Origin of the sequence: Sinorhizobium sp. B11, assembly GCA_039725955.1 — a bacterium.
Taxonomy (GTDB): domain Bacteria; phylum Pseudomonadota; class Alphaproteobacteria; order Rhizobiales; family Rhizobiaceae; genus Rhizobium.
Map to the genome: position 1 here is coordinate 982,411 of CP091033.1, position 15,205 is coordinate 997,615.

Consider the following 15,205-nt stretch of genomic DNA (forward strand, 5'->3'; position numbering starts at 1 on the left):
CAAGATCCTAGTAGCGCTTGCAGGCTCGGCGGCCGGAAAGCGTCGCGCCGCAAATCACAATCACCTTTTTCGAATTGTTTAGGTCCGCCGAATCGAACGAAAAACCGCCCCCAACAGCTCCGCGCTTGCGAACGGCTTCCGAAAAAGCTCCTCGGGAGGGTGCCCGCGACTTAGTTGCCTTTTTTCCAACTCATGTCGCCCCGTTATAAGCAGTACCGGTAGCTCCGGACGTTTGCTCTTTGCAATGTTCTTAAGCTCCGAGCCGTCCATGATTGGCAACCCGATATCTGTGATCAGGCAATCGATGCCTACCAATCCGTCGGACTCGAGTAAAGCTTCTGCCGAGGAATAAAGCCTGACTTGAAGTCCCACCGCCTCAAGGAGATCTTGAAGAGCTTCGAGAACCCTTGGATCGTCGTCCACGACTGCAACCACCGATAGCTCGTCAGATATATTGTCGGCAGGCTCCACAAGAGCATTGACAGGAGCCAACTCCGTCATCCTTCTTTGAGTTCCGTACTGGTCCTCGTCATCTCCTGATGTCCACAGACCGTTTTCTATCGGACAGAGCAAGCGCAGACGATAATCTCTATCAATAAACGCTTCCGTTATCGTTGTCGATCCAAACCGAGTCTGGGTGGTGACATCACTGGATCCCGGCTTGCCCCTACACGGGACAGCGTGCAGTTCGCCAGAGATCATCATGTCGACTGCACTGCGGGGCACCGTCGATGACCGATTCGGGCACTCAGCCGATACCAACCCAAAAGATAGGTTGGCGCATTGGTAGTTGCTCGCTACTTTCTCCCAAAAATGTTGGATCTAAATATGGAAGCAAAGCTGGACCATGTATGCCACGGCTGGGCGCTCCTTTCAATGCGAGTGCCTCAGCTCCGAAGGTTAGCAGCCCATCGCCGGAATATCGCCGAATTGTGCGAGTGTTACAGTCTGGCCGTGCTGCATCTGCGGTTACTCAGGAAGTCAGAGCGGGAGTACGATAGAATTAGTGAATACGACGAAATCGTCGCGGGGATAGAAGACGAAGCATTCTACTGGTTGAACATGGCCGTCCAACGTTCGGCATGAGGAAGTTTCGTTTGGAAGTCTTACCTCAGCTTTTGCCACCAAAACGCCAGTTCGGGTTTGGCGGTGGAAATCTCGTCTCGACTCCCGTGAGCGGTGCCAATCATTAGGCAGCGAAGAAAGCGCAAAACGCAACGGGGAGAATTGTATATCATCGAAGTAATCGGTGGACCGGTATCCTCATCGCCTACTTCGGCCCTGGCCTTCTTTTTTCCCACGACGAGACCTCCAGCGCATGCTGAATAACGTTTTCCGTCATCTCGGTTTATCCAGAGGACTTCTCGTAGTTAGCGCGTTTACAGCCGCATTTTTCACGATCACTGATATCGGCTTCGCTGAAAGCGATTTCATATCGGCGTTCTTGGCCAATACGTGGAAGGTAGCCTTCCTTACGTTGATGCTTGTGGCTTTCGCTTACTACGAAACGCCGCGGCGCGGTGGTGGCGGGAGAAATCTGGACATACGGAACATCAAATCCGCAGGAATCGACAATCTCCAGAGAATTGAACAAACGTTGCGTGCGCGGGAGCAAGAGCTGGACCAACTTAAGAAGGATCTTGCAAATGAAACTGCGCAGCGTACCAGGGCTGAGGACGCGGGACGGGAAGTGGGCCGTGACTTGGAGGCAATGCTCAGCAACATACCTGTCTTAGTTCTCATGATGGATCCGGTCGGTCGCGTCTTGTTCACGAACGGGTACTGGATTAGGGATGGTTATAAGGACAGCGAAAGTTTGATATCCCAACTCAATACAGATCCCTCGGTATTCCACCACCCTGAAGATTACGTGAAGATGCTGGAGAGGCGACAATCCTCCATCTCCGAAGGATCCAATTATTACCTTGAGCATCGGGTTCGCAGGCCGGACGGCTCGTACAGGTGGTTCCTAACCCGCACGACCGTCACGAAGGATGACAACGGCAATGTTGTCAGGCGCTATCTTACCTCAATTGACATTGATGACCGCAAGAAAACCGAAGAAGCACTGGGGACGCGGGAACGGGAGTTGCAGCTTCTGATCGATACTGTACCTACTCCTATTTGGAGCCTGACACCTGACGGCTACCCTTCCTACCTCAATAAACGATTTGAGGCTGAATTCGGGCCGATCATCCGAGATGTTGAGTTCAGCACGATGGACAGGAACGAGGTTCATCCGGACGAGCAACAGGCGGTATCGGAAACACTGTCTCATTCGCTTCGCACAGGAGAGCCTTACGCGATTCGCTACCGCAGACGCACCGCTGGCGGCATGTATCGATGGGTAGATGTGAGAGCCCAGCCGTTGCGCGATGACGCAGGGAGTATCCTGCGGTGGTACGGGTCGACGATCGACATTGATGATGAAACCCGAGCTCGGGATGCATTGAATGCAGCAAGAGATCGGCTCTCGCGGGCCACACAGCTTGCTACTATTTCCGAACTTTCGGCCTCGATCGCCCACGAGCTCAACCAACCGCTCGCGGCCACGGTCGCTGGCAGCGAAGCCTCGCAGCGATGGCTGCTCGCTGAACCACCCAATATTGAGCGGGCGCGTTCTACCCTTGAAAGAGTAGTCCGCAACGCACGCAGCGCTGCAGACGTCGTCGGACGGATCCACGCGCTGTTTGCCCAAGAACCGGTTCCACAAGCTTCAATAGATCTGAACGAGGTCATTGAAGAAGTGCTCATCTTGATGAATGACCTTGTAATATCTGAAGGCGTTTTACTCGATACGCGCCTCGGAGTATTACCAACAATTACAGCCGACGGTGTTCAGATCCAACAGGTCATGGTAAATTTGATCCGCAACGCCATCGATGCGATGAAGCCACTGATGGACCAGCCGAAGCCATTGTTGATTACATCGCGCCCATTGGACGAAGGCGGGGCCTTAGTGGAGGTGCGCGACGAAGGCGAAGGCATCTCCGATCCGGACCGGATCTTCGAAGCATTTTTCACTACAAAACAACAAGGGAAGGGATTGGGGTTAGCGATCTGTCGCTCGATCATAGACGCGCATGGCGGCCGACTGTGGGCGGAGCGCGCAGGCGGAAGGGGCACCGTAGTGCGCTTCACCCTACCCAGTTCGGGCAGCAGCGAAAGCGTCGAATGGACCGGTCGTTCGAGGTCCGATTCATCTAGCTGACCCACTTCGTCCCGAAAAATGATGCATGAGTGAGCATCCCCGCTTGCTCCAGCGTCCTCTGAGCTAGTTGAAAACTGGAGAAGGTATGGACGCTCAGAAGGCACAGCTGGAATTTTATCTAGAGCCAGGCCCGATGACCTCGAGGGGACTACATGCCGCGGCCTTTGGGTCGCTCGGGGGGTGTATCTAATACTGCATCCTTCTTCACGAGGCTTGGGCATCGGCTTCTCTCAGGAACTCACCGTGGAGCGGAAAGCGCAGTCGAACCTGAGATCTGCTCAATGGATATTTTACCCTGTCGTTGAGAGAGATTCCCGTCCAGTAACGGCAGTACGAATGACCTTGCCCCCAAGTTTTATCCAGTTTTGAGTTCGCTCCAACGGTTTTGGGTTGCTGTATTCGGGGCGGTAGCGGCGGGTTGCGGTGCGGAGCCATTTCGGCTGCGCAGCACCGCATCACGTCGCGGGTTGATTGTCTGAGCGAACTCGGCAGGTGTCATCCAGCCGAGGCCGGAATGCGGTCGGTGATCGTTGTAATCGCTGCGCCAGTTTGAAAGCGCTGATCGAGCTTGGGTCAGTGACGAGAAGAGAGTTTCATTCAAGAACTCGTCTCGCAGCCGCCCATTGAAGCTTTCGATGAAGGCGTTCTGGATCGGCTTGCCCGGCGCGATGTAGTGCCATTCCACCTTGGTCCGATCCGTCCAATTCAGGATCGCATTGCTGGTGAACTCGCTGCCATTGTCGCTGACGATCATCTTTGGCTTGCCACGCCCCTCGATGATCCGGTCAAGCTCGCGTGCAACCCGCAGACCGGAAAGTGATGTATCGGCGACGAGTGCCAGGCATTCCCTGGTGCAATCGTCGACGACCGTCAGCACCCGGAACCTGCGACCGTCGGTGAGTTGATCCGATACGAAGTCCAGCGACCAACGATCATTGGCTGCCATCGGGACAAGCATCGGTGCTCGCGTGCCAATCGCTCGCTTGCGACCGCCGCGCTTGCGCACCGTCAGCTTCTCTTCCCGATAGAGCCGGAAGAGCCTCTTGTGGTTCACAATGTGGCCCTCGCGCCTGAGCAGCACGTGAATGCGTCGATATCCGAAGCGGCGACGTCCATGCGCCAACGCCTTCATTCGCTCGCGAAGGTCATGATCGTCGCTGCGGCTCGTTTCATAACGGATCGTCATCCGGCAAACGCCGATGGCTTTACACGCCCGCCGTTCACTCATCTGATGGTGGCTCATCAGATGCTTGACAGCGTTCCGCTTTGCTGCGGGCGTCACCACTTCTTTCCCAAAAGGTCTTTCAAAGCAGCATTGTCGAGCATGGCATCCGCCAGGAGCCGCTTCAGCTTCGTGTTCTCGTCCTCCAGGGTCTTCAACCGCTTGGCCTCGGACACGTCCATGCCGCCGAACTTGGCTTTCCACTTATAAATACTGGCATCGCTGACGCCGTGCTTGCGGCAAAGCTCCGCGACTGGCGTGCCCGCCTCGTGCTCCTTCAGAATGCCGATGATCTGTTCGTCTGTAAAACGCTTGCGCTTCATTCCCTGGTCCTCTCAATGGGCCAGAGCTTACTTCAAAATGGATTATTTCAACGGGGCAAGGTCACGAAGCGTCGACAAATCTAGTGGGTGCCTGTCGACACATCGCGCTGTTGACTTGCGCCGCGTTGCGGGCACAGAAAATTTCGCCCGAGCGCGCTGTTGCTTTGCAATGTATCTCGAAGCCGGGACGATGTATTGCTCGCTGGATTGCTGAATATTGGGATGGTGAACGCTAGGTTTGCTCACCACTCCTAGAGCTCGACTTCAATCCACTCGATGTTCCTGCTGGCAATTTCTTGGACAAGCATGGCGAGGTTGCCAAGACCAGAGGAGGAAATAGACGCCGAACGGATGGCTCTTCTGGACCGGATCGCCGCCCTCACCGATGGCGGTAGTCGATTTAGAAGACATCAGGGCACTTTTCTGTCGGGGATGGTCCGCGCGTGCCTGACTATGTTTTCAAGGCCGTACGGCAGCGGATGGAATAGATAGCAGCCTCCTAGAGCGGATGTTCGGCCAGTAGCTCATTGTTTGAAGCGCATTGGGCGGGCTACTTAACAGCGCTCTCTGAGACCCAGTGACCGGTCGATGTTTCGACCAGCCTATCTTGAAGCCAGCCGGACCCTGCCTCGGTTAGTGCTCGATGTCCTGGGCGTCTTCGACCCACACGCAGCACCGCGTCAAGAAGCTTTATCGTTTGGGGATGTTGTGGCTGCTCAATCACGGACGAAACCGGCCCTAGCTCGACAATTCTACCTTGGTGGATGACCGCGACTCGGTCGCAAAGACGCGCGATCACCGACATATCATGCGATATTAAAATGCAAGACAGTAACGAGGTTCTTATGATTCCCTCCATCAGATCTAGGATCTGGCCTTGAATCCGGGCGTCGAGTGCGGACACCGGCTCGTCTGCAACAAGCAGCTTGGGGCCAGGAGCAAGAGCTCGAGCAATTGCGATTCTTTGGCGCTCGCCGCCTGAAAATTCATTGGCGTAGCAATCGGCATGTGCCCGTGTTAGGCCAACCCTCTCAAGTAAGCCGCCCACCTCGTGGGTGATCTCCCGCCAATCTAAAACTCCACGCGCGAAAATTCCTTCACCGATCTGCCTGCCGACCGTCAAGCTTGGGTTCAAGGACGAAAACGGGTCTTGGAAGATCATTTGACTCCGGAGAAACCTCCGGCGCCGTTCCCGCGCACGCAGCAAGTCTATTCGCTCGCCGCCAATGTAGATCGCGCCGGATGTTGGTGTTTCGAGACCCACAGCTATACGGCCGAACGTCGTCTTTCCCGCTCCACTCTCCCCGACAATCCCTAACGCCTCCCCCTCGTTCACCTCTAGCGACACTTGATGAAGAGCTGTGAACGGTCTGTCTGTCGGCGGAAAGACCTTCGTAATTGATACCGCCCCGAAAACAGGTTGTAACGTAACATTGGATGGGGTCATGTTGAACAGCCGCGCAATGCCAAGGCCTCCTCTGGCGTGAGGTTTGAGGCAAGCAACATCTTTGTGTACTCATGTTGCGGGTCATCCAGGACATCTTCGACAGGCCCAATCTCCACAACCCGTCCAGCTTGCATAACGGCCACGCGGTCGGCCGTTTCCGCGACAACACCAAGGTCGTGTGAAATGAGCAGGACACCCATGTTCGAACGCATCTTGAGATCGATCAGCAAATCTAAAACCTGCGCCTGAACGGTGACGTCGAGGGCTGTCGTTGGTTCATCAGCTAAGAGTATAGCTGGCTGCAACACGATTGCGGCTGCGAGCAACACGCGCTGTCGCAAGCCGCCCGAGAGCTGATGTGGGAAAAGCCCCATGACGCGTCCAGGATCATTCACTCCCACATCGGACAATGCGGCCATCGCCGCGTTAGTGGCTTGCTTTTGGCCTAGAGACCTGTGTCTCTTCAGTCCTTCCGTCATCTGCCGGGCTATCGTCAGGACAGGATTGAGCGATGACATTGGCTCTTGAAATACCATTCCAATCTCCGCGCCACGGATATCTTCCATCGCGCGGTTGCTCATGCTCATTATTCCAGCACCATTCACGGAAATCTGCCCCGTGGCCCGCGCGGCCGCGGGCAGAAGCTTCATGATCGATAAGGCCGTAAGGCTTTTTTCCGCTGCCCGATTCTCCCAGCAATGCGAGAATCTCACCCCGCTCCAAGCCGAAGCTGACGTCTTCAACAACACTGAGAACACGGTTCCGATCCGAGAAACTTACCGACAGACCACGAACCTCAAGATAGGGCAAACTCATCAACGAAACTTCCGACGTGGGTCAAACCAATCATGCATACCGTCAATCGCAATTTGGAAAGAAAACACCGTTAGACCAATTGCGAAACCTGGAAATAGCAGGAGCCAGGGGGCTTTAGTGATGTAGTTACGACCAGACGCAAGTATAGCGCCCCACTCAGGCGACGGCGGCTGTACCCCAAGTCCGAGAAATGACAACCCAGCAGAGGACAGTACAGCCGACGAAAAACCTAATGTCGCCACGGCGACCACGCTCTGACTGATGTTGGGCATGACGTGGACGCGGATAAGTCGGAAAGGACCAATTCCCGCCAATCTGGCAGCTTCGAGATAGGGTTTGGCCTTCTCTCCAACCGATAGGGCGTAGGTTAGGCGGGCGTAAAACGGGACAAAGCTGGCACCAATCGCGAATGTGGCGTTTTCGATACCAGGCCCGAGGAATGCCAGCATAATCATTGCTATGAGAATGTCAGGAAACGAATATAGCACGTCAATGAGCCGAAGGATCAGCGTCTCGACATATCGACCTGAAAATGCTGCCGCAAAACCTAGAATTCCCCCTACAAAAAGACCGAAAACCACGGCCACGAGGCCGATGCCGAGTGAGAAGCGGCTCCCCAAAAGTACGCGACTGAAAAGATCTCTTCCGAATTCGTCCGTCCCAAAAAGGTGAACCGCGGATGGAGCAGACAGCCGTGGGCCAACCGCCATTTTGAAAGCGTCAAAAGGTGCCAGGACAGGCGCGCAGATCGCTAGGATACTAATTAATATAGCAAGCCCACAACCGAAAGCCACGACGGGCCGGACGGATCTTGCTTGAGCGAGTGTTCGAAACTCTGTCATATTCTTCTGATGCGGGGATCGAGGGCAGCGTAAAGCACGTCCAACACTGTTGATAAAATTACGATAGATGTTGAAAAAACAATAATGAAACCCTGAATGAGAGGATAATCTCTTGCTAGCATTGCTTGAACAGCAACGCGTCCAATACCGTTCCACGCAAATACATTCTCTACGACTATCTGACCGCCTAGAAGATGCGCAAAAATCAAGCCACCCACTGTGGCGATACTGAGCAATGCCGGCCGAAGCGCATGGACCAATAGCACTTGATGTTCTCTAAGGCCTCGCGCACGTGCGGTTCTAACATAGTCTTTCCCAAGAACCTCAACGATTGCGGACCGGGTCACACGAGACACGAGTGTACAGTAAGCCAGACCCAGCGTCAGCGCAGGCAGCAAAAGATTTCGCCACCCGGTCCCTGCCACTGGTAGCCAGCCAAGCTTGAGCGAAAACACTTGGACCAGAAGAAGGCCGGTCCAGAAGGCCGGCAACGACGCACCAAATACCATTATCATCGTCAACACTGCATCAGCGACGCTGCCGCGCTTCACAGCCGAGAAGACGCCCACGGGAATTCCTACCAAAAGCGCCATGCCCAGGCCTGATACTGCGAGGATGAGTGTGCTTGGCAGACGCGATAGCAAAACATTTAAGACAGGTTCATCGCCCCTTATAGTTTTGCCGAGATCTGCGTGAAGGACATTCCAGACGTAGAGCCCGACCTGCTGCCAGACGGGAAGGTCCAAACCCAAACGAGAGCGCATTTCCGCCATGACCTGTGGGTTTGAGGACGCGCCCAACGCTGCTAGGGCAGTCACGGGATCACCAGGAACAAGATGTAACAGAAAGCCTGTAAGAACGATGATGGCTAAGATTGTGATAATCGCCAAAAAAGTTTTACGAAGAATAAGACGCGTCATGGGATCTCATTCTGCTTGAATTTTGCGATCAAAAGTAGATAGCGTTTGCCTATTCTGATATTGTGACATCATTGAACAGAAACGAAACCATATACCCCATTTTAAAGTCATGAACCCTTGGACTAGACGCCATTAGCCAGCCCCATCCAGGCGTAACAAGGGGAACCGCATATGCGTTCGTCAGCAAGTACTTGTGAACTTCATGCAACTTGCTCGCGCGTTCTGCGCCGGAGAGCTTCCGCTGGTCTTCAAGCAAGAGATCAAGATCCGCGTTCAATCCGAGATTGGATGCTCCAGGGCGCCTCCAAAGAAAATAGAGATAGTCTGGGTCAACCCCTGACATTCCGAGGCTCAAAATACTGGGCGTCCCATCGGTCCTTGTATTTACATCCGCGATGTGACTGTAGAACGAAGCGACATCCCACGCTTCAATCTCCGCTTGCACCCCCACAGCGGCCAGGTCTTGCTGCATGATCTGATGCATCAGGTCCCATCCCTCCCCTTTATAAACCACAAGCTTTACTTTCAGGGGCTCCTCGGGAGTATACCCGGCTGCCGCCAAGAGTTTCTTGGCACCTTCGGGATTGTAGGCCACGCCCCAAGCGGCGCAAAGCACTTGGTCAGTGGCGAACAAATTGGGAGCGACAGGGCAAGTACCAAGCTTTGCGAGCCCCTCAAAGGCGACGTCTGCATAGGCTTGCCGATTCAATGCCATCCCGATGGCCCTGCGAATGTTAGCATCGTCGAAGGGTTTAATCTTCCAGGTGAAGGACGCGAACGTCTGTTGCCCCGAAAGCTCAGAGACGTAAACTTTGAAGCTGCTATCCTCGACGAGCTCCTTAGCCTCCTGCAATGAAGGTTCTGCCATGTCCACCTCGCCGGAGCGAAGGGCAGCCATTCGAGAAACGGCTTCCGGTATAACCTTGAAGATCAGCTTATCGATGTGCGGTTTGCCCGAATTCGAAACAAGGGGGTTCGCGTTCTTGTAGTCGCCATTTGCTTCGAGTTCGATGCTGTCATTCCTGGTCCATTCGTGGAACTTAAACGGTCCGGTGCCGACGGGTTTAAACTCCTTGTCGGTGAATGACGACGGACATACAAAAACCGCTTGCATACCGCTAAGAAAAGCGAGGAATGGGACATAGCGCTCTGAAAGCGAAATCTTCAATACATTCCCATCAACCGCGCTGCTGGTGATGGGTCCCCAGAGAGGCCGATTGGGATTAAGTGTTGAAGGGTCAAGTGCTCGGTCAAGACTTGCCTTCGCGGCACGAGCATCAAAAATAGTGCCGTCGTGACATTTCACCCCGTCACGTATTTCGAAACTGTAGGACTTGCCGTCATCGGAACTTCTCCAGCCACTGGCCAGTCCGGGATGAATAGAGCCATCCCTGTCCATCGTCAGCAGAGTATCGAAAATCAGATTGGTAATCTGGAGTGAATATGTTGCGCCAACCCGTTGAGGGTCGAGACTGTCGGCGTCAAATGGCCGGGCGATCACCAAATCGGTGGCATTCGCCTGTCCGATAGCCGAAGCACCAAGAGAAAGCGCAAAAAGAACCAGGACCACTCGCGAACAAAGGCCCATTCCGATTGTAGGTGGCACCGTCAATAGCAACTCCCTCGCGGACTTTTACCCTTCCCAGCCTGCGATAGCTTCTTCCGCTAGAACTGGGCCACAAAAGTGATAAAAATAAAATCTAAGGGCTGCCACGACAAGCAACTTATGGTGGCTCCTGCGACGACCTTTGGTCGACTCGCCGAAAGAACGCAATTGGTCGATCCGTATTGGCGGTACTTAATGTGTTACCTACAGGTGCTGGGCTATAGCGACAATCTGTTATATCTCCGCAACGTTTCCGATGATATCGTCTCAAGCCTTGCGCGGCGTTAGTGTGGTAGTCCATGCGGGTTGGGTGACTTGCTAAGATGCGTGATGGGCCGGAAGAGCCTGATACCTGTCATTTTCGTGGCCTTATTGTTGATCGCGTTTTGGGCTCCGCTCTTAGCGCAACGGTCTTTCGGCATGCTTAATTTCGGCGCCGCACTTGTCGGCACAGTCGTGGTCCTGAGCTTGCACTTCCGGCCAATCCGGCAAAGGACGCATATGGCCAAGGGCAGGCAAGATTTCATAGAAACTATTCCTGGTCTTGCATGGACGGCAGAAGCTGACGGGCATATCAGCAGTATGAACTCTCAAATGCGAGAGTTTTTATGTATACCGGACGGCTCGCTCATGGTCCCGTCATCATCAATACACCCTGAAGACCGACAGAAGACCTTCGATCTTTGGACGCAGAATGGCGGCTTGGGAAAGCCCGGCACCCACCGCTTCATTGACCGGGATGGCCGCCATCACTGGTTCCGGTCGGTGGTGCAGAAAGTTCGCGATACCGATGGGGCAAATGATTGGACGTGGGGGACCTTTATCGACATCAGTGACCTGAAGGCCGCCGAGGAAGCACTGCGTAGCAGCGAAGAGAACCTCAGAGCTATTCTTGACCACATCCCCGGACAGATCTCCACGGCCGACGCCAACGGAATTCACGATTACTGCAATCAAATTGCGGAGACATTCTATGGACATTCCTATCACGAACTGAATGGAATGGGGTTCACGAGGTTCGTTCATCCTGACGATCTGGAGGGGTATGTTTCGGAGGGGTGGGAAAATATAAAAAGCGGAGTTCCCATCGACCGTCCGGTCCGTTTGTTGCGGCACGATGGAGTTTATCGTTGGTTTCGGATCCGAATTAACCCGGCTTTCGACGCGGAAGGAAATGTCGTTAGGTGGTATGGTCTTCACAGCGACATTGATGATGAAATCAAGATGTTAGAGGATCTGCAACAAGCTCAAGAAAAGCTAGCGCAGGCCTCGGCGTTTGCGGGTTTAGCTGAGCTTGCTGCCTCTATTGCCCATGAGGTCAATCAACCTCTCTCAGCGGTGGTGACTAACAGTGAAGCCTGTCAGCTATGGCTCACGGCAGCGCCGCCCAACCTGGAACGAGCAATAACCAGCGCTGACAGGATAGTTCGCGACGCCAAAGAAGCGGCTGACGTCGTAAGGCGGGTACGAGAACTGTTCGCGCAGAAGGTGCCGCACAAGGGACATATCAATATCAATGAAGTGATAGAAGACGTCGTGGATCTGATGCGAAAAAAATACGGCGGTAGAGGTCTTGTGGTCGTCACAAATCTTGACGTAGGAGTTCCCTCAGTATTCGCGGATCGAATTCAGGTTCAGCAGGTGGTATTCAATATCGCTCGCAACGGGGTTGAGGCTATGTTCGCAAACGGTTCAGAGCCGATGACTCTGGATATCTCCTCCAGTCAGGCCGGAAACGCTGTGGTGGTTGAAATCGCAGACAACGGAGTCGGCCTCGGCGACTCACATCAGGTCTTTGAGCCGTTCTTTACGACCAAAAACGATGGGATGGGCATGGGACTATCTATTTGTCGGTCCATTGTGGACGCCCACAACGGCCGCCTGTGGGCAAGAACGCGTCCCAATCGAGGGGCGATCTTCGCTTTTGAACTCCCAGTGGAATAGTTAGGTCGTGAACCCATAAACGGGGGCAAGGCGATTATGCGCGGTCAGCTGTAAGTACCAAACGAAGCACATGCAAACCGGAGCGCGGGTCTCGTCCATGAAGAGCTTGGTCGAGCGCTTCAGGTAGGCAATCGGCGCATAGAAGACGGGACGCAATTCGAACGCTGACCGGCCGACCCAGTAGGCAAGCGTGGAGCGGTCGAGATTGACCTTGCCCCCAAGTTTTATCCAGTTTTGAGTTCGCTCCAACGGTTTTGGGTTGCTGTATTCGGGGCGGTAGCGGCGGGTTGCGGTGCGGAGCCATTTCGGCTGCGCAGCACCGCATCACGTCGCGGGTTGATTGTCTGAGCGAACTCGGCAGGTGTCATCCAGCCGAGGCCGGAATGCGGTCGGTGATCGTTGTAATCGCTGCGCCAGTTTGAAAGCGCTGATCGAGCTTGGGTCAGTGACGAGAAGAGAGTTTCATTCAAGAACTCGTCTCGCAGCCGCCCATTGAAGCTTTCGATGAAGGCGTTCTGGATCGGCTTGCCCGGCGCGATGTAGTGCCATTCCACCTTGGTCCGATCCGTCCAATTCAGGATCGCATTGCTGGTGAACTCGCTGCCATTGTCGCTGACGATCATCTTTGGCTTGCCACGCCCCTCGATGATCCGGTCAAGCTCGCGTGCAACCCGCAGACCGGAAAGTGATGTATCGGCGACGAGTGCCAGGCATTCCCTGGTGCAATCGTCGACGACCGTCAGCACCCGGAACCTGCGACCGTCGGTGAGTTGATCCGATACGAAGTCCAGCGACCAACGATCATTGGCTGCCATCGGGACAAGCATCGGTGCTCGCGTGCCAATCGCTCGCTTGCGACCGCCGCGCTTGCGCACCGTCAGCTTCTCTTCCCGATAGAGCCGGAAGAGCCTCTTGTGGTTCACAATGTGGCCCTCGCGCCTGAGCAGCACGTGAATGCGTCGATATCCGAAGCGGCGACGTCCATGCGCCAACGCCTTCATTCGCTCGCGAAGGTCATGATCGTCGCTGCGGCTCGTTTCATAACGGATCGTCATCCGGCAAACGCCGATGGCTTTACACGCCCGCCGTTCACATCATCTGATGGTGGCTCATCAGATGCTTGACAGCGTTCCGCTTTGCTGCGGGCGTCACCACTTCTTTCCCAAAAGGTCTTTCAAAGCAGCATTGTCGAGCATGGCATCCGCCAGGAGCCGCTTCAGCTTCGTGTTCTCGTCCTCCAGGGTCTTCAACCGCTTGGCCTCGGACACGTCCATGCCGCCGAACTTGGCTTTCCACTTATAAATACTGGCATCGCTGACGCCGTGCTTGCGGCAAAGCTCCGCGACTGGCGTGCCCGCCTCGTGCTCCTTCAGAATGCCGATGATCTGTTCGTCTGTAAAACGCTTGCGCTTCATTCCCTGGTCCTCTCAATGGGCCAGAGCTTACTTCAAAATGGATTATTTCAACGGGGCAAGGTCAAGATCGATGCCCTGACGGCTCATGATCTGGGCCTGACGGTAAAGCGGAAGATGATCGGCATATTTGGAGACCAACATGGGCCACTGTCGCTTCCGTCGGCAAGCCCGCCAGGATCAGCCGTGCCGGAGCCGATGCCTGAACGACGCGTCTGTGCAGGCACGGCACGCATACTTGGGGCGGCGCGTGACGATGACGCGGTACTGTGCCGGTGTCGGGAACAAGCTCAAATACTACAGACGGGTCTCAAGTTGATACGACAAGCTGGGAATGACGTTTCTCGTAATTACCAAGCTAGCTTGCATTCGCATCACACTTCGTCAAAACGAGTCAACGGCCTAGTCCAGGTTTTCAGCCGTTGCATCCAAGTTCGGCCTTCCAGCGCCCCACGCGCCCACAAACTTGCGATGTCAGATCGATTGTCGGATCCTCGGGCACCAACTGGTTGGTTCCCGAGCGAAGCAGAAACTTTAAGGGATAACTCATGTCATATCCCGGCTGCGCACCGACGGAATATAACACAAACCCATTATATCGAGCATCCTCACTGCGATGTTATACTTACATTCGGATTCCATTCAACTTCGAGACCGGCGGCCGGTAGCAAAAAGGCAGCAAGATGGGCCACCGGAGAAAGGCGAGACCTCGGGTTTCAACCCCTATCGTCGTCAATCCGTCCCGAGAAAGTGGTGCTGGACACTGTAGACCTCCGGTCGCGCTGCCAAGGTTATCCTCCGAGGTCTTGATGCGCGACCTTACAGTTTACCTCGGCAAATTCACAAAAGTCTCTGCAACATACTTTGCCCCTAACAGCCTTGGGATGGGATGGGTCTTTCCGCTTGACGCGCACCATGGACACTTCTGGATGAAGAACTTGCGCGTCGCGGCGAGCGCACTTTCGGTTCCGATCCTTCGACGGATGATACCGCACTTCAGCTATCAAACTCTTCAACACCGTCTGGCTTCGCAGGACGAAGCAAGGAGGCTTTCATGAGTGGTTGGTTGGGATACGTGATTACGGTTGTCGATGACGACATGCGTATCCTAGAAGCCCTTCGGGAACTACTAGAGTCAAAGGGTTACCTTGTGGTTCTCCATTCCTCGGGGCAGTCACTCCTCGACAGCGGCGGGCAAGCTTGCGACTGCCTTATAACAGACCTTGGGATGCCCGACATGGATGGCTTTGAGCTTTGTCGACGTTTGAGACTCACGGACCCCACCCTTCCCGTAATTTTCATGACCGCCCGAAATGGCATTAACGATCAAGATCGGGCTGACCGGTTTGAGCATCACGGTCTGCTACATAAACCATTTGATGCCGCGACGCTGCTGGCGTCCGTTGAAAGCGCCACCAGAAGCCGATCGTAATTCGGTCTCGCTAGCTCGCGAACGGTACTT

At 54.6% G+C, this 15,205-nt stretch carries 9 protein-coding genes and 4 pseudogenes; 4 read left to right on the top strand and 9 right to left on the bottom strand.

Going from position 1 to position 15,205, the window contains the following annotated elements; translation table 11 throughout:
* Positions 1–78: 78 nt before the first annotated feature.
* The gene (locus LVY75_04480; GenBank protein XAZ21326.1) at positions 79–501 is read right to left on the bottom strand and encodes a response regulator; all 423 of its coding nucleotides are present in this window, start codon (positions 499–501) and stop codon (positions 79–81) included.
* 817 nt (positions 502–1,318) lie between these two features.
* On the opposite strand from LVY75_04480, the gene LVY75_04485 reads away from it, so the two are divergent.
* Complete coding sequence (locus LVY75_04485; GenBank protein XAZ21210.1) at positions 1,319–3,211, top strand: PAS domain-containing sensor histidine kinase; 1,893 nt, start codon at positions 1,319–1,321, stop codon at positions 3,209–3,211.
* A gap of 355 nt (positions 3,212–3,566) precedes the next feature.
* On the opposite strand, the gene LVY75_04490 is transcribed toward LVY75_04485, so the two are convergent.
* The 5 genes from LVY75_04490 to LVY75_04510 all read right to left on the bottom strand — a co-directional run bounded on the left by LVY75_04490 (position 3,567) and on the right by LVY75_04510 (position 10,387).
* Positions 3,567–4,756 (bottom strand): IS3 family transposase gene (locus LVY75_04490; GenBank protein XAZ21211.1). Its coding sequence is split into 2 segments (ribosomal slippage): positions 3,567–4,507 and positions 4,507–4,756, totalling 1,191 coding nucleotides; the frame shifts between segments, so codons are not numbered across the junction.
* Between the two features lie 1,443 nt (positions 4,757–6,199).
* Positions 6,200–6,784 (bottom strand): ABC transporter ATP-binding protein, encoded by a 585-nt coding sequence (locus LVY75_04495; GenBank protein ID XAZ21212.1) that lies wholly within the window; start codon positions 6,782–6,784, stop codon positions 6,200–6,202.
* Between the two features lie 234 nt (positions 6,785–7,018).
* Positions 7,019–7,606: an ABC transporter permease gene (locus tag LVY75_04500; protein ID XAZ21213.1), complete on the bottom strand. Its 588-nt coding sequence runs from the start codon at positions 7,604–7,606 to the stop codon at positions 7,019–7,021.
* 251 nt (positions 7,607–7,857) lie between these two features.
* Positions 7,858–8,781, bottom strand: a complete 924-nt coding sequence (locus tag LVY75_04505; protein ID XAZ21214.1) for an ABC transporter permease — start codon at positions 8,779–8,781, stop codon at positions 7,858–7,860.
* 49 nt (positions 8,782–8,830) lie between these two features.
* Positions 8,831–10,387: an ABC transporter substrate-binding protein gene (locus LVY75_04510; GenBank protein ID XAZ21327.1), complete on the bottom strand. Its 1,557-nt coding sequence runs from the start codon at positions 10,385–10,387 to the stop codon at positions 8,831–8,833.
* 330 nt (positions 10,388–10,717) lie between these two features.
* On the opposite strand from LVY75_04510, the gene LVY75_04515 reads away from it, so the two are divergent.
* Positions 10,718–12,331 (top strand): PAS domain S-box protein, encoded by a 1,614-nt coding sequence (locus LVY75_04515; protein XAZ21215.1) that lies wholly within the window; start codon positions 10,718–10,720, stop codon positions 12,329–12,331.
* A 75-nt stretch (positions 12,332–12,406) separates the two neighbouring features.
* On the opposite strand, the pseudogene LVY75_04520 reads toward LVY75_04515, so the two are convergent.
* The 3 pseudogenes from LVY75_04520 to LVY75_04530 all read right to left on the bottom strand — a co-directional run bounded on the left by LVY75_04520 (position 12,407) and on the right by LVY75_04530 (position 14,019).
* A pseudogene (locus tag LVY75_04520) lies at positions 12,407–12,547 on the bottom strand (transposase).
* 8 nt (positions 12,548–12,555) lie between these two features.
* Positions 12,556–13,746, bottom strand: a pseudogene (locus LVY75_04525) (IS3 family transposase).
* Positions 13,747–13,806: 60 nt separating this feature from the next.
* Positions 13,807–14,019: pseudogene (locus LVY75_04530) on the bottom strand (transposase).
* A gap of 7 nt (positions 14,020–14,026) precedes the next feature.
* On the opposite strand from LVY75_04530, the pseudogene LVY75_04535 reads away from it, so the two are divergent.
* Positions 14,027–14,149 (top strand): annotated as a pseudogene (locus LVY75_04535) (IS5/IS1182 family transposase).
* 648 nt (positions 14,150–14,797) lie between these two features.
* On the top strand, positions 14,798–15,175 hold the full coding sequence (locus LVY75_04540; GenBank protein ID XAZ21216.1) for a response regulator: 378 nt from the start codon (positions 14,798–14,800) through the stop codon (positions 15,173–15,175).
* Positions 15,176–15,205 lie beyond the last annotated feature (30 nt).